Origin of the sequence: Paracoccus zhejiangensis (assembly GCF_002847445.1) — a bacterium.
GTDB lineage: Bacteria > Pseudomonadota > Alphaproteobacteria > Rhodobacterales > Rhodobacteraceae > Paracoccus > Paracoccus zhejiangensis.
In genome coordinates this window covers 2,729,495-2,745,645 of record NZ_CP025430.1, presented here as the reverse complement: position 1 = coordinate 2,745,645, position 16,151 = coordinate 2,729,495, and the positions used below count along the sequence as shown (strand labels likewise).

Annotated in this window: 16 protein-coding genes and 2 pseudogenes; 14 read left to right on the top strand and 4 right to left on the bottom strand. The window is 65.7% G+C overall.

Features of this window, described 5'->3' with window-relative positions:
* Positions 1–73 precede the first annotated feature (73 nt).
* The 13 genes from CX676_RS13220 to CX676_RS13165 all read left to right on the top strand — a co-directional run bounded on the left by CX676_RS13220 (position 74) and on the right by CX676_RS13165 (position 12,102).
* Entirely contained in the window at positions 74–1,102 is a 1,029-nt protein-coding gene (locus CX676_RS13220) for a carbohydrate ABC transporter permease (RefSeq protein ID WP_101753036.1), read from the top strand.
* A gap of 4 nt (positions 1,103–1,106) precedes the next feature.
* Complete coding sequence (locus CX676_RS13215) at positions 1,107–1,988, top strand: carbohydrate ABC transporter permease (protein WP_101753035.1); 882 nt, start codon at positions 1,107–1,109, stop codon at positions 1,986–1,988.
* A gap of 6 nt (positions 1,989–1,994) precedes the next feature.
* Positions 1,995–3,047: an ABC transporter ATP-binding protein gene (locus tag CX676_RS13210; RefSeq protein WP_101753034.1), complete on the top strand. Its 1,053-nt coding sequence runs from the start codon at positions 1,995–1,997 to the stop codon at positions 3,045–3,047.
* A gap of 70 nt (positions 3,048–3,117) precedes the next feature.
* The gene (gene hisD, locus CX676_RS13205; RefSeq protein WP_101753033.1) at positions 3,118–4,446 is read left to right on the top strand and encodes a histidinol dehydrogenase; all 1,329 of its coding nucleotides are present in this window, start codon (positions 3,118–3,120) and stop codon (positions 4,444–4,446) included.
* Between the two features lie 3 nt (positions 4,447–4,449).
* Positions 4,450–5,214: an SDR family NAD(P)-dependent oxidoreductase gene (locus tag CX676_RS13200; RefSeq protein WP_101753032.1), complete on the top strand. Its 765-nt coding sequence runs from the start codon at positions 4,450–4,452 to the stop codon at positions 5,212–5,214.
* Complete coding sequence (locus CX676_RS13195) at positions 5,214–6,233, top strand: LacI family DNA-binding transcriptional regulator (RefSeq protein WP_101753031.1); 1,020 nt, start codon at positions 5,214–5,216, stop codon at positions 6,231–6,233. The genes CX676_RS13200 and CX676_RS13195 overlap by 1 nt, the downstream gene beginning before the upstream one ends.
* Entirely contained in the window at positions 6,233–7,207 is a 975-nt protein-coding gene (locus CX676_RS13190) for a nuclear transport factor 2 family protein (protein ID WP_101754330.1), read from the top strand. The genes CX676_RS13195 and CX676_RS13190 overlap by 1 nt, the downstream gene beginning before the upstream one ends.
* The gene (locus tag CX676_RS13185; protein ID WP_101753030.1) at positions 7,204–8,208 is read left to right on the top strand and encodes a nuclear transport factor 2 family protein; all 1,005 of its coding nucleotides are present in this window, start codon (positions 7,204–7,206) and stop codon (positions 8,206–8,208) included. Before CX676_RS13190 ends, CX676_RS13185 begins: the two co-directional genes overlap by 4 nt.
* Positions 8,208–9,203 carry a cupin domain-containing protein gene (locus tag CX676_RS13180; protein WP_408634461.1) on the top strand — a complete coding sequence of 332 codons (996 nt, stop codon included), beginning with the start codon at positions 8,208–8,210 and terminating at the stop codon, positions 9,201–9,203. Before CX676_RS13185 ends, CX676_RS13180 begins: the two co-directional genes overlap by 1 nt.
* A gap of 11 nt (positions 9,204–9,214) precedes the next feature.
* Positions 9,215–9,907 carry an alpha/beta fold hydrolase gene (locus CX676_RS13175; protein ID WP_101753029.1) on the top strand — a complete coding sequence of 231 codons (693 nt, stop codon included), beginning with the start codon at positions 9,215–9,217 and terminating at the stop codon, positions 9,905–9,907.
* Entirely contained in the window at positions 9,907–10,602 is a 696-nt protein-coding gene (locus CX676_RS13170; RefSeq protein WP_101753028.1) for an RraA family protein, read from the top strand. The genes CX676_RS13175 and CX676_RS13170 overlap by 1 nt, the downstream gene beginning before the upstream one ends.
* Positions 10,602–10,763 (top strand): hypothetical protein, encoded by a 162-nt coding sequence (locus tag CX676_RS22575; RefSeq protein ID WP_157935932.1) that lies wholly within the window; start codon positions 10,602–10,604, stop codon positions 10,761–10,763. The genes CX676_RS13170 and CX676_RS22575 overlap by 1 nt, the downstream gene beginning before the upstream one ends.
* Positions 10,750–12,102: an amidase gene (locus CX676_RS13165; RefSeq protein WP_101753027.1), complete on the top strand. Its 1,353-nt coding sequence runs from the start codon at positions 10,750–10,752 to the stop codon at positions 12,100–12,102. Before CX676_RS22575 ends, CX676_RS13165 begins: the two co-directional genes overlap by 14 nt.
* Here the strand turns inward: CX676_RS13165 and hisD (CX676_RS13160) are convergent.
* The 4 genes and pseudogenes from hisD (CX676_RS13160) to CX676_RS13145 form a co-directional block, all read right to left on the bottom strand.
* On the bottom strand, positions 12,090–13,382 hold the full coding sequence (gene hisD / locus CX676_RS13160; RefSeq protein ID WP_101753026.1) for a histidinol dehydrogenase: 1,293 nt from the start codon (positions 13,380–13,382) through the stop codon (positions 12,090–12,092). The genes CX676_RS13165 and hisD (CX676_RS13160) overlap by 13 nt on opposite strands.
* A gap of 100 nt (positions 13,383–13,482) precedes the next feature.
* Complete coding sequence (locus tag CX676_RS13155; RefSeq protein ID WP_101753025.1) at positions 13,483–14,028, bottom strand: cupin domain-containing protein; 546 nt, start codon at positions 14,026–14,028, stop codon at positions 13,483–13,485.
* Between the two features lie 380 nt (positions 14,029–14,408).
* Positions 14,409–14,714, bottom strand: a complete 306-nt coding sequence (locus CX676_RS22790; protein WP_198590374.1) for a hypothetical protein — start codon at positions 14,712–14,714, stop codon at positions 14,409–14,411.
* Positions 14,639–15,643 (bottom strand): annotated as a pseudogene (locus tag CX676_RS13145) (IS3 family transposase). The gene CX676_RS22790 and the pseudogene CX676_RS13145 overlap by 76 nt, the downstream one beginning before the upstream one ends.
* Before the next feature lie 43 nt (positions 15,644–15,686).
* Here CX676_RS13145 and gatB point away from each other — a divergent pair.
* Positions 15,687–16,083, top strand: a pseudogene (gene gatB / locus CX676_RS22970) (Asp-tRNA(Asn)/Glu-tRNA(Gln) amidotransferase subunit GatB); the annotation flags it as partial.
* Positions 16,084–16,151: the final 68 nt, after the last annotated feature.

Below are 16,151 nucleotides of genomic sequence, written 5' to 3'. Positions count from 1 at the left end.
GGGCTACCCGGCCCCGTCCTCTTCGCCCGCCCTGAGGCGCCCATCCGCCCCGACCTGTTCGACGGAGTGACCGATGCCGCACAGAACCTTTCTTGCCTTCATCTGGCCCTCGCTGCTGGCCATGGTCCTGTTCATCGCGATCCCGATCCTCTCGGTCGGTTATCAGTCGCTGTTCGTCGAACATCCTCAGATGATGACCGAGGTCGAAAGCTGCGGCCCCTTCGGCTGCAGGACCGAGCGCCGGGTGGATGCCGCTGCCATGAGCGAATTGCGCGCCGAAAGCCCGATGGGCCGGTTCAACGGCATGGGCACCTACGCGAACCCCAGCCATCTGGCCTTTGACGAGGTCGGCGCGGCCTGGCGCAGCAGCGAGAGTTTCGGCCAGTTCCTGCGGCTGGTGATGAACCTGCCCTTCTACAAGGCGCTGTTCTTCACGCTGGCCTATACCTTCATCGTCACGCCGCTGGTCATCGTTCTGGGCTTCTGCATCGCCATCGCCGTCAACACCGTCTCGGCGCGGTTGAAGGGGCCGGTGATCTTCTTCTCGCTCTTGCCGATGATCGTGACGCCGCTGATCGGGGCGCTGGTGCTGTTCTGGATGATCGATGCGCGGGGCGTCATCGGGGCGACGCTGCAGCAGGTGTTCAACGATCCGCAACTGTCGCTGAAGGCCTCGCCCACGCTGACCTGGGTGACGCTGTTCGTCTATGGTGTCTGGCACAGCGCGCCCTTTGCCTTCGTGGTCTTCTATGCCGGGCTGCAGACCGTGCCGCAGGACACGCTGGAAAGCGCCATGGTCGATGGTGCGAGCCGATGGGAGCGGGTCCGTTTCGTCACCATCCCCTATCTGATGCCGCTGGCGACCTTCATCGCGCTGATGCAGCTGATGGACAATTTCCGGGTCTTCGAGCCGATCATCGGCTTCTCGGCCGAGGCGAATGCCACCTCGCTCAGCTACCTGATCTATTCCGACCTCAGGTCCGGTGATTTCCCGCTGTTTGGCTCGGCCGCGGCCAGTTCGATGCTGACCATCGGCGGGGTGGTGATCCTGCTGACCCCGGTGCTGATCCGCACCTGGCGCGAATTCAAGAGAAAGGGCTGATCCGATGGCAAAGGCACTGAATCAAAGACCGCTGCCGCTGGTCGCCCTGTCCACGGGCTTCGTCATCCTGTGGGTGCTGCTGGCCGCCTTTCCCTTCGTCTGGACCGCCTGGGGCTCGTTCAAGGTCGAGGCCGATTTCTTCTCGCGCACCGACTGGATGAACGCGATCTTCGGGCCGAAGACGCTGCAGCAGACCGGCGGCACCTTCACCGGCGATGCCTATGAAGCCGCGTGGATCCAGCAGGGCTTCTGGAAGGCCGTCCTGAACACCAGCATCGTCGTCGTCTCGGTGGTCACCATCTCGCTGACCTTCGGCACGCTCGGGGGCTATGCGCTGGCGCGTTCAGGGTTCCGCTATACCTTCTGGCTTCTGATCGCGGCGCTGATCTTTCGGGCCATGCCGCATGTGACGCTGGTCTCGGGCTATCTGCTGCCCTTCTTCGAGATGAACATCTGGGGCTATCTGCCCACCACCATCATCGTGCTGGTGGCGATCAACCAGCCCTTTACCCTGTGGATGCTGCATTCCTTCTTCATGACCATCCCCAAGGACCTGGATGAAAGCGCGCTGGTCGATGGCTGTACCCGGTTCCAGGCCTTCCGGCTGGCGGTGATCCCGGTGATGTGGCCGGGCGTGGTGACGACGGGCCTCTTCAGCTTCCTGCTGGCCTATAACGACTTCACCGTGACCTCGATGCTGCTGACGCAGGAAAACCAGACGATGGTCCCGAAAATCGCGAGCTTCCTCGGCTCGACCCAGCAGGAAGGCAAGGTGATGCTGGCCGTGTCCGCCGCCGTCTCGGCGATGGCCCCGCTCTTCGTGCTGGTCATGGTCTTCCAGCGCCAGATCGTCAGCGGCCTGACCGCCGGCGCCGTGAAAGGTTGAAATCAGATGGCTGAACTTCGTCTCAAGAATATCTGCAAGCGTTGGGGCGCCTATACCGGGGTCGACAATTTCGACCTGCATATCGCCGATCAGGAATTCATCGTGCTGCTGGGGCCGTCGGGCTGCGGCAAGTCCACAACCATGCGGATGATAGCGGGACTTGAGGATGTGACCGAGGGCGAGATCTGGCTGGGCGACCGCATGGTCAACAAGCTGGAGCCCAAGGACCGCGACATCGCCATGGTGTTCCAGTCCTACGGGCTTTACCCGCAGCTTTCGGTCTATGAGAACATCCGCTTCCCGCTGAAGGTCCGCAAGGTCCCGAAGGAACAGCATCACGAGAAGGTCATGGCCGCCGCCGCCATGGTGGAACTGACCGATCTCCTGGACCGCCGCCCCGCCGCGCTGTCCGGCGGGCAGCGTCAGCGGGTGGCGCTTGGCCGCGCCATTGTCCGCAAGCCCACGGTCTTCCTGATGGATGAGCCGCTGTCGAACCTCGACGCCAAGCTGCGCGTCTCGACCCGGGCGCAGATCAAGAACCTGCAGCACAAGCTGAAGACCACGACCATATATGTCACCCATGACCAGATCGAGGCGATGACGCTGGCCGACCGGGTTGTGGTCATGAACAAGGGCAAGATCCAGCAGGTCGGCACACCCACGGATATCTATGACAACCCCGCCAATACCTTCGTGGCCAGCTTCATCGGCAGTCCGGCGATGAACCTGGTCGAGGGCACATTGCGAAACGGCGTCTTCGAGGCCGAGGGCATCCGCGTGCCGGGCCTCGACGTGGCCCATGACGGGCCGGTGATCCTGGGCTTCCGGGCCGAGGACGTGTCGCTGGCCGCCGAGGGTGGCGAGCTGAGCGCGCCGGTCTATTCGATGGAGCTGCTGGGAGAGTCCTCGATGATCTCCTATCGCATCGGCGAGGCGCTGGTCTCGATCAAGGCACCCAAGGATTTCCGCGCCGAGATCGGCGAAACGGTCGGCACCAGCATTCCCGCCGCGATGTGCCACCTGTTCGACGCCAAGACCGGCCAGCGCATGACCGGGTGAGGGCAGACGCCCCGCCCCGGTGAACAGGACAGGACGCGGCAGCGCCCGCATTTCGAGAAGGCATGAAATTATGGCAATTCAACATCTGAAATCCGGCAAGCCGGCCGAGGCGCGGGCCGAGGATGATGCCCGCGTCAGCGCGACGGTCGAGGCGACGCTGAAGGATATCGAGACGCGGGGTGATGCCGCCATCCGCGATTTGTCGGTGACCTTTGACAAATACGATCCGCCCTCGTTCCGCCTGTCGCCGTCCGAGATCGAGGCCGCCATGCAGCAGGTCAGCACGCGGGACATGGAGGATATCCGCTTCGCCCAGACCCAGATCCGCCGCTTTGCCGAGGCGCAGAGGGCATCCTTGCAGGATATCGAGGTCGAGACCCTGCCGGGCGTGGTGCTGGGTCATCGCAATATCCCGGTGCAATCGGTCGGCTGCTACGTGCCGGGCGGCAAGTTCCCGATGGTCGCCTCGGCGCATATGTCGGTGCTGACCGCCTCGGTCGCCGGCGTGCCGCGCATCGTCTCGGCGGCGCCGCCGGTCAATGGTGCACCGCATCCGGCCATCGTTGCCGCCCAGCATCTGGGCGGGGCGCATGAGATCTATGTTCTCGGCGGGATGCAGGCGGTCGGCGCCATGGCCATCGGCACCGAGACGATCGAGCCGGTGCACATGCTGGTTGGCCCCGGCAATGCCTTCGTCGCCGAGGCCAAGCGCCAGCTTTACGGCCGCGTCGGCATCGACCTTTTCGCCGGCCCGACCGAGACCATGGTGATCGCCGATGACACTGTGGATGCGGAACTGTGCGCCACCGATCTCTTGGGTCAGGCCGAGCATGGCTATAACTCGCCCGCCTGCCTCATCACCAACAGCCGCAAGCTGGCCGAGGAGACGCTGGCCGAGATAGACCGGCTTCTGGACCTTCTGCCCACGCGCGAGACGGCGCTGGCCTCGTGGCGCGATTACGGCGATGTCTATCTGTGCGACAGCCATGACGAGATGCTGCAGCTGGCCAATGATCTGGCCTATGAGCATGTGCAGGTGATGACCGACCGCGACGACTGGTATCTGGAGAAGATGCACAGCTATGGCGCGCTGTTCCTTGGCCCGCGCACCAATGTCGCCAATGGTGACAAGGTGATCGGCACCAACCACACCCTGCCGACCAAGAAGGCCGGGCGCTATACCGGCGGTTTGTGGGTCGGCAAGTTCCTGAAGACCCACAGCTATCAGCGGGTGACGACCGACGAGGCGGCGACGCTGGTGGGCGAATATGGTTCGCGCCTGTGCCTCTTGGAAGGTTTCGTCGGCCATGCCGAGCAATGCAATATCCGGGTGCGCCGCTATGGCGGGATCAATGTCCCCTATGGCGCACCGGCCCCCTATCGCGATGCGGCCGAGTAGATCATGAGCCTGCCCGTTTCCCCCACCTTCCGCCTTGATGGCCGCCGGGCCCTGGTCACGGGTGCCTCGTCCGGCATCGGTGCCGCCTGCGCGGCGGCGCTGGCCGGGCAGGGGGCGCATGTGGTCTGTGCCGCGCGGGGCGTCGAGAAGCTGCAGGCGGTGGTGGACGAGCTGACCGCGCGGGGCCAAAGCGCCAGTGCGCTGGCGCTGGATGTGGCCGACCCCGCTGCCATGGCCGCAACGCTCGAGGCGGAACCGGGCTTTGACGTGGTGGTGAACTCGGCCGGGCTGGCGCGGCATTCGCCGGCGCTCGAAACACGACCCGAGGATTTCGACGCGGTGGTCGGGGTCAATCTGCGCGGCGCCTATTTCCTCTCGGCGGCTGTTGCCCGCAAGATGATCGCAGCGAGGAAGGGCGGCTCGATCATCCATATTTCCAGCCAGATGGGCCATGTCGGCGGCACCGACCGGGCGCTTTACTGCGCCACCAAGCACGGGCTGGAGGGGATGCTGAAGTCGATGGCGCTGGAATGGGGCCGCGACCGGGTGCGGATCAACAGCGTCTGCCCGACCTTCATCCGCACGCCCTTGACCGAGGCGACCTTCGCCAACCCCGAGCGCGTCCGCTGGATCGAGGAGAAGATCAAGCTGGGCCGCGTCGGCGAGGTCGAGGACATCATGGGCGCGGTGATCTATCTGGCCTCGGATGCCTCGGCCTTGGTAACAGGTTCGGCGCTGATGGTTGACGGAGGTTGGACGGCGGACTGATGACGGTGGAAAAGGTAACTTCGCAAGATGTGGCGCGGCTGGCCGGGGTCAGCCAGTCGGCGGTCAGCCGGGTCTTTACCCCCGGGGCCTCGGTCTCGCCCGCCATGGCGGAAAAGGTGCGGGCGGCGGCGGATCAGCTGGGCTATCGCCCGAATGTGCTGGCGCGCTCGCTGATCACCGGGCGCTCGCGGATCATCGGGCTTGTGGTGGCCTATCTGGAAAACCAGTTCTACCCGGTTGCGATCGAGCGCCTGTCGCGCGCGCTGCAGGCCGATGGCTATCACATCCTGATCTTCATGGCCGAGAACTCGGACAGCCAGGTGGCCGAGGTGATGCAGGAGCTGATCGACTACCAGGTCGATGGCATCATCACCGCCTCGGTCGCCATGACCAATGACCTGACCGCGCGCTGCGGCGCCGCCGGCATTCCGGTTGTGATGTTCAACCGGGGGCAGGACGGAACCACCCATTCCTCGGTCACCTCGGCCAATGTCGCGGGCGGGGTGAAGGTAGCCGAGTTCCTGCTGGCCGGCGGGCATCGCCGCATCGCCCATATCGCCGGATGGGAGGGATCATCCACGGGGCGCGACCGTCGGCGCGGGTTCCTCGACACGCTGACCGCCGCCGGGCAACAGCCCGTCGCGGTGATTGACGGCATGTATGCGCGCGAGGCTGCCGCCGAGGCGGCGCGGCAGATGATGGCGCTGACTGAACCGCCCGACGCGATCTTCGTCGGCAATGACCACATGGCTTTCGCCGTCATGGATGTGCTGCGGTTCGAGCTGGGCCTGCGCATCCCGGAAGACGTTTCCATCGTCGGCTATGACGATGTGCCGCTGGCGGAGTGGCCGGCCTACAACCTGACCACGGTGCGCCAGCCAGTCAACCGCATGGTTCAGGCCACGGTCGAGACCATCCTTGGCAAGATCGAGGACCCGGCGCGGCAGGCGGAAAAGATCGAGATCGACGGGCCGCTGATCCTGCGCGGCTCGGCCCGGATACCGGAAGGATGGATATGATGAAGGATTTCGACCCCAAGTTCCGCGACTTCCCCGACTATATCCTCGGGATCACCCGCGAGATCTGGGAAGACCGCGGCATCGCCACGCTGCACCAGTATTACGCACCCGATATCGTCGTGCGCTCGCCCGCCTCGGTGGTGGTCGGCAATGGCGATGTGATCGCGGCGACCATGGCGACGCTGGCCGAGTTTCCCGACAGGCAATTGCTGGGCGAGGATGTGATCTGGTCAGGCACGCCCGAGGAGGGGATGCTGTCCTCGCACCGGGTCTTCTCGACCGCCACCCATGCGGGCGATGGCATCTATGGCAAGGCCACCGGGCGCAAGCTGCACTATCGCATCCTGGCCGACTGCCATGCCATCGCCAACCAGATCAATGATGAATGGCTGATCCGCGATCAGGGTGCCATCGTGCGCCAGATGGGTCTGGACCCGCGCGATTTTGCCCGCGCCCAGATCGCCTCCGAGGGCGGGGCCGAGGCGGCATCGCGCCCGCTGACCCCCGCCACCGACCGGCCCGGCCCCTATCTCGGTCGCGGCAACGACAATGAATGGGGCCAGCGTTATGCCGACCTGCTGACCCGGATCATGGGCGCTGACCTGGCCGTCATCGGCACGGAATATGACCGGGCCGCGCAGCTGGAACATCCGGGCGGCGTGACCGCCCATGGCCGCGAGGCTGCCGATCATTTCTGGATGGGCCTGCGCGCCGCGCTGCCTGCGGCGACCTTCACCATCCACCACGTCATCGGCCGCGACGATCCGATGATGCCGCCCCGCGCCGCCCTGCGCTGGAGCCTGACCGGAAAACATTCCGGCTGGGGCGCCTTTGGCCGACCGACCGGGGCCGAGCTGCATGTCATGGGCATGTGCCATGCCGAGTTCGGTCCCCGGGGTCTGCGCCGCGAATGGGTGCTGTTCGATGAGACCGCGATCTGGAAGCAAATCCTTTTGCATACGGGTGAGCTATGAGTGCCGATCCGAACCCGGTCGAGCAGGGCGCGCGCCCCGCGCCGCGCTATGACGATCCGGTCAGCTATATCCTCGGGATCACCAAGGACATCTGGGAAGATCGCGGCATCGCGCTGTTGGAAACCGCCTATGGGCCGCAGATGATCATGCGCAATGCCGGCGGGATGAAGATCGGCAACCAGTCGGTCATCAATGACACGCTGGCCAAGATGGCCGCCTTTCCCGATCTCGAGATTCTCGGCGAGGATGTGATCTGGTCGGGCGATCCGAACGGGCGATACCTGTCGTCGCATCGCAGCGTCATCACCGGCACCCATACTGGCCACGGCGTCTGGGGCCCGCCCTCGGGCAAGCGCTTCACCGTGCGCTGCATCGCCGATTGCTCGGTTCTGGACGAGGTGATCGACGACGAATGGCTGGCCTATGACACCGGCGATCAGGCCCGGCAACTGGGCCATGACCCCGCCGATTTCGCCCGCGCCCGGATCATCGCCGAGGGCGGACCCGAGAAGGCGACGCGGCCCTTTACCCCCGATCAGGACCAGCCCGGACCCTACACTTCGCGCGGCAATGACAGCGAATGGGGCGCCCGGCTGGCCGAGATCGTCACCCGGATCATGGAGAAGGACATTTCCGTGATCCGCCTGGAATATGACCGTGCCGTGCGCATCGAACATGCCGGCGGTCATGGCGGTTGGGGTCAACAGGCGGCCGAGGCGATGTGGATGCGCCTGCGCTCGTCCTTTCCCTCGGCGCGCTTCGCGGTCCATCACGTCATCGGTCGCTCGGACCCGCATCAGCCGCACCGCGCCGCGATCCGCTGGAGCCTTGACGGGCTGCATGACGGCTTCGGCCGCTTCGGGCCGCCCACCGGCGCGCCGGTCCATGTCATGGGCTTTACCCATGCCGAGTTCGGCCCCTGGGGACTGCGCCGTGAATTCACCCTGTTTGACGAAGTCGCGATCTGGAAACAGATCCATCTGCACACCGGAGATCTCTGATGGAAACCCTCGAACGAGACCGCATCACCAGCGCCGAGATGGAGGCGCGCATCGTCCGCTATGGCGACCTGCAACCCTGCAAGACCGCCTTCATCGATGCCCATACGCCGGGATCGAACCAGAAGGAGAACTTCACCATCATCGGCGGCGGGGTCAGCGAAAGCCCGGACCAGCATGTGCATATCTCGATCCCGCACGGCTTCAACATCGGCGCCGCCGGCCAGCCGCCGAAATGCCGCAACAGCCTGCATTCGCACCGCACCGCCGAGGTGTTCTTCGTCCTCAAGGGCCGCTGGCGCTTCTTCTGGGGCCGCTGGGGCAATGCGGGCGAGGTGGTGCTGGAAGAGGGCGACATCTTCAACATCCCCACCGGCATCTTCCGCGGCTTCGAGAATATCGGCACCGATTACGGCATGATCATGGCGATCCTCGGCGGCGACGATGCCGGGGGCGGGGTGATCTGGGCGCCGCAGGTGATCGAGGATGCGCGCGACCACGGGCTGATCCTGTCATCCAAGGGCAAGCTTTACGACAGCAAGAAGGGCCAGGCGCTGCCCGAGGGCGAAAAGCCCATGCCGCTGCTGACCGAAGACGAGCTGAAGGCCTTCCCCGAACCCACGACCGCCGATGTGGTGCCTCACTATGTCGCCCGCTATCTGGACCTGATGGCGCTGGCCGACCGTCAGTCGGCACGGGTCATCGGCGAGAACGGCAAGCTGCGCGACAAGCCGGGCTTCGAGGTTGATTTCATCACCAACCGCTCGGCCTCGGAGGCGAGCCAGAGCCATGACCATCCGGCGGTGCTGATGCCGGTGAAGGGGCATTGGAAAGTGGTCTGGGAGGGTGGCAGCGCCACCTTGGCACCGGGCGATACGATGAGCGTGCCGGAGAACCTGCCCTATACTCTGACCCCCTCGATGACCGGCGAGGCCGCGCTGTATCGCTCGGTCGGGACCGCCGATCCCGCCGGTGCGACCTGGGCCCCGGCAGCCTGAGCCAGTCACCCATGACGCCGCTGATCCTTCTGCCCGGAATGATGTGCGATGGCCGGTTGTTCGACCCGCAGATCGCCGCATTGGGCCAGACCCGTGAGGTCCGCGTCGCGCCGATCAGCGGCCACAGCTCGACCGCCGCGCTGGCGGCCGAGGTGCTGGCCCATGCCCCACCGCGTTTCGCGCTGGCGGGCCTGTCGATGGGCGGGATCGTGGCGATGGAGGTTCTGGCGCAGGCGCCTGACCGGATCGAGCGGCTGGCGCTGCTGGACACCAATCCCCGCGCCGAACTGCCCGAGGTTCAGGCCCGCCGCGCGCCGCAGATCGCGGCGGTCGAGGCGGGCGGGCTGCGTCAGGTCATGGCCGAGCAGATGATCCCGAACTATCTGGCCGACGCGGCGGGGCATCCCGATCTCCTCGACCTCTGCATGGAGATGGCGCTGGACCTTGGCCCGCAGGTCTTCGCCCGTCAGTCGCTGGCGCTGCGCGACCGGCCCGACCGGCAGGAGGTGCTGGCCGGCGCGGGGATGCCCACGCTGATCCTCTGCGGGCGCGCGGACCGGCTGTGCCCGGTCGAACGCCACGAGCTGATGCACCGGCAGGTGCCCGGCTCGAACTTGGAGATCATCGAAGGCGCGGGCCATCTGCCCACGCTGGAACAACCCGAACACACCACGGCGGCCTTGGCCCGCTGGCTGGAGGCATGATGGATACCGCCCTGCTGGACCTGCTGAGATCGGTCGACACCCCCACGGTCTGCAATGCCATCGAGGTGGCCGAGGGCCGTCGCGGCTTTGACCGCTTCACCCGTGGCACGGTCATCTGCACCGAACCCGAGGCCGGGGCCATCGTCGGTTACGCCCGAACCGCCAGCCTCTCGGCCATCGCGCCCCCGACCGAGCCGCCCGAGGTGATCCGGGCGCGGCGCATGGATTACTACCGCTACATGGCCGAGGCACCGAAACCCGCCATTGCCGTGGTCGAGGATCTGGATGTCCCGAACGCCATCGGCGCCTATTGGGGCGAGATCAATGTGACCGTCCACAAGGGCTTCGGTCTGGCGGGCACGCTGACGAATGGCGTGGTGCGCGATCTGGGCGATCTGCCCAAGGGCTATCCGGTGATCGCCGGCTCGGTCGGGCCGAGCCATGGCTATGTGCATCTGCGCAGCGTCGGTCAGCCGGTGCGGGTCTTCGGCCTGACCGTGGCCGAGGGCGATCTGGTCCATGCCGACCGCCACGGGGCGCTGGTGGTGCCTGCCGAGGTGATCCCGGTGCTGGCCGCCTCGATCCGCAAGCTGTTGGAGACCGAAAAACTGGTGCTGGAACCCGCCCGGGCCGAGGGCTTTGACTTCGCGGCTTTCGAGGCGGCATGGTCGGCCTTCGAGAAGGCACGGACCTGATGGCCCTGAGCGATCAGCAGAAATTCGACAAAGCGCTGGAGAAGGCGGGGATCGCGCTGGATGCGCGGGACAGGGCGGCGGCATTGCCGGTTTTTTGCTCGCTTGCCGCTGCCTGCACGCTGCTGAAATCTGCCGAGGCCGCCGCGCATGAACCCCGCTGACCTGCCGCTTGCCGAGGCTGCTGCGCAGCTTCGCGCCCGCCAGCTTCGCGCCCGCGATCTGGTCGAGGCGCATCTTGAACGTATCGCCGCGCGCGACGGCAGGATCGGCGCTTTCGTGGCGCTGGATGCCGAGGGCGCGCGCCGCGCCGCCGATCTGGCGGACACCGCGCTGGATGCAGGGGAGGAAGGCGGCCCGCTGTTGGGCATTCCCGTCGCGATCAAGGACCTGGTCGAGGTCGAGGGTCAGCCCCTTACATGCGGCAGCCGGATCTTTGCCGATCGCGTGGCCACCAAGGATGCCGCTGTCATCTCTGCACTGCGCCGGGCCGGGGCGATCCCGCTCGGCATGGTTGCCACCTATGAATTCGCGCTGACCGGCCCGACCTTCGACAGCGCCTATCCGCCGGCGAGGAACCCGTGGAACGTCGAGCACATCACCGGAGGCTCGTCCTCGGGCTCGGCCGCCGCCGTCGCGGGCGGGCTGGTCAGGATCGCGCTTGGCACCGATACCGGCGGCTCGGTGCGCAGCCCCGCCGCCTATTGCGGGGTGGTGGGTCTGAAGCCGACCTATGGGCTGGTGCCGATGGAGGGAGTGTTTCCCTTGTCGCCCGGCCTCGATCATCTCGGGCCGCTGGCGGCCAGCGTCTCCGATGCCGCGCTGATGCTGGAGGCGATGGCACCGGGATCGTCGGGTCTGGACGGGCTGGGGCTGGGCGTTCGCGGGTTGCGCATCGGCTATGCCCGCGACTGGTTCGCCGACGATCCCGCCGCCACTCCGGCTCTGGTGGCGGCGATGGATGAGGCGGTGTCGGTCCTGTCGATGCTGGGGGCCAAGATCCGGCTGATCGCCCTGCCCGATTATGCGCTGGCCGAAGCTGCCGGTGCTGTGATCCTCCATGCCGAGGCGTTGCACCTGCATCGGAAGATGCTGGCGGATCAACTGGATGGCTACGGGCGTCAGGCGCGGCAGAGCCTTGCCGCCGGGGCGGGGCTGTCGAAAGCCGACATGGCCCGCGCCCGCAAGGCGGGGGTGTCGATCCGTGCTGCGATCGATTCTGTCATGTCCGATTGCGATGTGATCGTCACACCGACCACGCTGGCCGCAGCCCCGCCCGTGGCGGCGTTCCAGCGTGAGGAAACCGTCTGGACGGCGATGCGCACCTTGCCCTTCAACCTGACCGGCCACCCGGCGCTGTCGCTGCCCATCGGTTTCGAGGGTGGTTTGCCACTGGGGATGCAGATCATCGGGAAGCATCGGGCCGAGGCGATGATCTGCCGCGTCGGCGCCGCCTTCGAGGCGGCGACCGACCATTCGGCACAACGGCCCTATTTCGCCTGAAGCAGGTCCAGCCGCAGCTGCGCGGCGCGGCGATGACCCTCCAGCCCCTCGCTGGCGCTTTGCCGTGCGGCAGGCGGCGCAACCTCGCGCACACCCTCGGGCGTCAGCCATTGATGCGTGGCGATCTTCGCATAGGCCCCGACCCACAGCCCGCCGGTATAGCGCCCCGCCGCCATGGTCGGCAGAGTGTGGTTGGTGCCGGCGCATTTATCGGAATAGACGACACTGGCCAAGGGGCCGATGAACAGCGAGCCATAGTTGCGCAGCTTCGCCGCCATCGCCTGCGGATCGCGGGTATGGACCTGCAGATGCTCGGCCGCGATCACGTCGGAATAGGCGATCATCGCCGCCTCGTCGGCGCAGACCGCGATCTCGCCATAGTCGCGCCAGGCCGCGCCGGCGGTCTCGGCAGTCGAGAGGGTTTGCAGCTGGCGCGCCACCTCGGCCTCGACCGCCTCGGCCAAGGCCTTGTCGGTGGTAATCAGGCCGACGCGGGTGCGCACGTCATGCTCGGCCTGGGCCAGCAGGTCGGTGGCGATCATCGCCGCATCGCCGGTCTCGTCGGCGAGGATGTAGATCTCGGAGGGGCCGGCCAGCTGGTCGATGCCCACGGGGCCGAAAACCTGCCGCTTTGCCTCGTTCACATAGGCATTGCCGGGGCCGACGATCTTGTCGACGCGCGGCACCGAGGCGGTGCCGAAGGCCATTGCGGCGATGGCCTGCGCCCCGCCGATGCGGAAGATGCGGTCAGCGCCCGAGAGGTGGCAGCCGGCGATCATTGCGGGATGCGCATTGGGCGGCAGGCAGGCGATGATCTCGCCGACGCCCGCCACCGTCGCCGGAACGATGGTCATGATCGGCGCCGACAAGAGCGGATAGCGCCCGCCCGGCACATAGCAGCCGACCCGCTCGACCGGGATGACCCGATGGCCCATGTGCACGCCAGGGCGGGGCTGAAAATCGGACAGCGCGCCGATGGTCGCAAGCTGGGCCTCGGCGAAGGCACGGACATTGGCGATGGCGAATTCGGTATCGGCGCGGGTCTGCGGATCAAGCGCCGCGACGGCGGCTTCGCGGTCGGCCATGGAAACCTCGAAGACCTCGGGCGCGGTGCCGTCGAAGCGTTCGGAGTACTCCCTGACCGCGGCATCCCCGCGGCTCCGGATATCGGCCAGGATCTGGCGCACGGCGGCCTCGACCGGGGCATTGTCGCCACTGGCGCTGCGCGCCGGCTGGCGCAGCCAGGTCACGCCATGCGGCAAGTCTTGGATCAGGCTCATCTTCGGTTCCTCCCGGCTACGGATGACAGGCGGAAGGCTAGTGGCCGGGCCGGTCAGCCGTCAATTCGGCCGGAAGGGCCTGTCCAGTATATCGACCGCGTCAGTAGTTCGGCGGGGTGACCGCGCTGACGATCTCGGCGATGGTCCCGCCGATGTTGCGGAACCGATGCTCCTGCCGGCTGTCGAAGTAATAGGCGTCGCCCGCCTCGAGGATCGCGATCTTCTCGCCCACTGTCAGCTCGACCCGGCCCGCCAGGACATAGCCGGCCTCCTCGGCGGCATGGCTGAGCCCGCCGCCACTGTCGGCGCCGGGGCGATAGCTTTCCTTGAGGAACTGGATCTGACGCGCGGGAAAGTTCAAGCCGATGATCTTGTAGGATATTCCATCTGATCCGCCGATCTCCGGTAGGTCGTCTGCGCGGTAGAACGGGTTCGCCTGCGCAGTCCGCCCCGAGGACATGAATCCGACAATGGTGGTGCCAAGTGCATCGAGGATCGCCCCCAGCGTGTCGATGGTCGGGCTGATCTGGTCACGCTCGATCAGCGAGATGGTCGAATGCGACACACCGGACCGCGCCGCCAGCACCCGGATGCTGAGCTGCCGCCGGCTGCGCAGTTCCTTGAGTTGGCGACCGATCTTTGCCATGCGGAGGTGCCTCTGTGTGGGGCCGGTGGTGGAGAGTATAATGGACAGGCCGATGGTTGGCCAGTCAGAGATCGGTAGGAGGGTTATCGGTTTCGGCCTGCTGGCAGAAATCATTCCCCCACGGAAACCGGCCTTACCTCGCATGGTCACTACCCCGGCGATGGTGATGATCGCCGCCGAGGTGATCGATAGGTCAGGTGCCAAGGCTGCTGAGCTCAAGCTTGCGAGGCGCAAATGCACCAGCCAACCCTTCGGTTCACGGGGATGTAGAACCTATGTCGGATAATCGGAACGATGGTTGACGGCTTTCGAGTGACGCGTTTGGGATGGGGATCACGATGGTTTCTGATCCGCGTCCGCATGCGCGATGCGGCCCGCAGTCAGATGGGAGGGACGGCCATCTGCGGCGGCACCGGCCGACCTGTCCTCCCATCGGTCCGGTGCTGCGCTTCCACGGCGTCGAGCAGGGCCAGCACCCTGGGTGTCAGACTGGCGTCATAGATCTCGGAGCGGGCCCGAATGCGGCCCGCATAGGGTGCCGGATCGAAAACCGACTCGGGATGCGCGCGGCGCAGCTGAGCATGCAGGGCCTTTCCGATGCGGATCAGGGTCAGAACCGCGGCGCCGTAAACGACAAGGAAATCGCCATCACCGGGGGAACCGCGAAAAAAGGATGGCGGACACATTGACCTGCCACGGGTCTTTCATCTCGCGTAGTGGGTCGGGCGATTGCGCTGGTCAGGTGAAGGGCGAACCCCGTGGGGGTTTGGTAGCCCAAGGCCGAGTGCGGCCGCGCGGTGTTGTAGTCGATCGCCCAAGCCGTGATCAGCTCGCGAGCATGAGCCAAGTTGCGGAACAAAGTCTTGTTCGGGAACTCGTAGCGGAACGGTCCATTGAAGCTTTCGACGAAGCCGTTCTACAGAGGCTTGCCCGGCGCAAGGTCATGCCAGTCGATCCCGTTCTCGGCACACCACCGCAGGATTGCATTGGAGGTCAACTCTGTGCCGTTATTGGACGCGATCATGCTCGCCTTGCCTCGGCGCTCGAACAACGATGCCAGTTCCCGCAAGACGCGGCGGCCGAGATCGATGTGTCCGGGATCGCCGCCTGGCATTCACGGGTGGCGTCATCGACTACGTTCAGAATCCGGAACCGCCGACTGCAGGCGAACTGGTCATGCACGAAGTCCAAGGACCTGCGGGCATTGGCCCGCGCATCGATCAATATAGGGGCGCGCGTTCCAATGGCCTTGCGGCGCGCCCTGCGCTTGCGCACCATCAGCCCCTCTGGGCGATACAAACGATAGATCCGGTTGATACCGGACGGCTCGCCTTCCTGACGCAGCAGGATGAACAGCCGCCAAATCCTGCATCTGTTCAGCCAGCAGCTTCTTCAGCTTGAGGTTCTCGTCCTCAAGTGCCCGAAGCCTCTTGGCCTCGGACACCGCCATCCCGGAATACTTTGCCCTTCAAGCGTAGAACGTGCCCTCCGACATGCCGTGCTTGGGGCAAAGGTCGGCGCACTTCGCACTGGGCTCGTGCTCCAGCAGGATACCAATGATCTGCTCCTCGGTCAGTCTACCTTCTTCATCGTCTGCCCGCTCCTTGGAAAGGATTCTAGTTACAGATGGAGGAAAAATCTCATGGCAGGTCAGAAGGGTCATCAACGAGTTGTTCGGTCGGATGAACAAGAAGGGACTGACCATCGAGACATCGCCGATTTCCGCAGCGTAGCTTGACGGAGTAGTCGACCTGGTCGCCTCGGGCTGGATCGCCAAGGACCTGATCGAAATTCCGTGGGCCGAGGGCGGCGAACCCGCCGAGATCGTGGCCGCGCGAGGCATGAAGCAGGTCTCCGGTCTGGGGTCCATCGAAACCGACGTGGACGAGATCATCGCCGCGAAGCCGGCTCAGGTCGAGAGGGAGAAGGCGAATCCGAAACTCGCCGGCTGGCTCGTCGGCCCGGTGCTGAAGGCCACTGGCGGGAGGGCCACTGGCGGCAAAAGCCAATCCGGCCGTCGTGGACGAGTTGGTGGCAACGAAGCTGGGGCTGTGATCACCCGCCTCTGACGGGGTGCTTTGCGGATCCTTCGCAGGCGACATCGTTCGGGCGAGATGCCGCGC

Excerpts from the sequence above, each read along its gene's own strand:
- CX676_RS13195 (WP_101753031.1), top strand. The coding sequence starts at position 5,214 with ATGACGGTGGAAAAGGTAACTTCGCAAGATGTGGCGCGGCTGGCCGGG.
- CX676_RS13190 (WP_101754330.1), top strand. The coding sequence starts at position 6,233 with ATGAAGGATTTCGACCCCAAGTTCCGCGACTTCCCCGACTATATCCTC.
- CX676_RS22575 (WP_157935932.1), top strand. The coding sequence starts at position 10,602 with ATGGCCCTGAGCGATCAGCAGAAATTCGACAAAGCGCTGGAGAAGGCG.
- CX676_RS13185 (WP_101753030.1), top strand. The coding sequence starts at position 7,204 with ATGAGTGCCGATCCGAACCCGGTCGAGCAGGGCGCGCGCCCCGCGCCG.
- CX676_RS13175 (WP_101753029.1), top strand. The coding sequence starts at position 9,215 with ATGACGCCGCTGATCCTTCTGCCCGGAATGATGTGCGATGGCCGGTTG.
- CX676_RS13180 (WP_408634461.1), top strand. The coding sequence starts at position 8,208 with ATGGAAACCCTCGAACGAGACCGCATCACCAGCGCCGAGATGGAGGCG.
- hisD (WP_101753033.1), top strand. The coding sequence starts at position 3,118 with ATGGCAATTCAACATCTGAAATCCGGCAAGCCGGCCGAGGCGCGGGCC.
- CX676_RS22790 (WP_198590374.1), bottom strand. The coding sequence starts at position 14,714 with ATGTGTCCGCCATCCTTTTTTCGCGGTTCCCCCGGTGATGGCGATTTC.
- hisD (WP_101753026.1), bottom strand. The coding sequence starts at position 13,382 with ATGAGCCTGATCCAAGACTTGCCGCATGGCGTGACCTGGCTGCGCCAG.
- CX676_RS13155 (WP_101753025.1), bottom strand. The coding sequence starts at position 14,028 with ATGGCAAAGATCGGTCGCCAACTCAAGGAACTGCGCAGCCGGCGGCAG.
- CX676_RS13200 (WP_101753032.1), top strand. The coding sequence starts at position 4,450 with ATGAGCCTGCCCGTTTCCCCCACCTTCCGCCTTGATGGCCGCCGGGCC.
- CX676_RS13210 (WP_101753034.1), top strand. The coding sequence starts at position 1,995 with ATGGCTGAACTTCGTCTCAAGAATATCTGCAAGCGTTGGGGCGCCTAT.
- CX676_RS13215 (WP_101753035.1), top strand. The coding sequence starts at position 1,107 with ATGGCAAAGGCACTGAATCAAAGACCGCTGCCGCTGGTCGCCCTGTCC.
- CX676_RS13170 (WP_101753028.1), top strand. The coding sequence starts at position 9,907 with ATGGATACCGCCCTGCTGGACCTGCTGAGATCGGTCGACACCCCCACG.
- CX676_RS13220 (WP_101753036.1), top strand. The coding sequence starts at position 74 with ATGCCGCACAGAACCTTTCTTGCCTTCATCTGGCCCTCGCTGCTGGCC.
- CX676_RS13165 (WP_101753027.1), top strand. The coding sequence starts at position 10,750 with ATGAACCCCGCTGACCTGCCGCTTGCCGAGGCTGCTGCGCAGCTTCGC.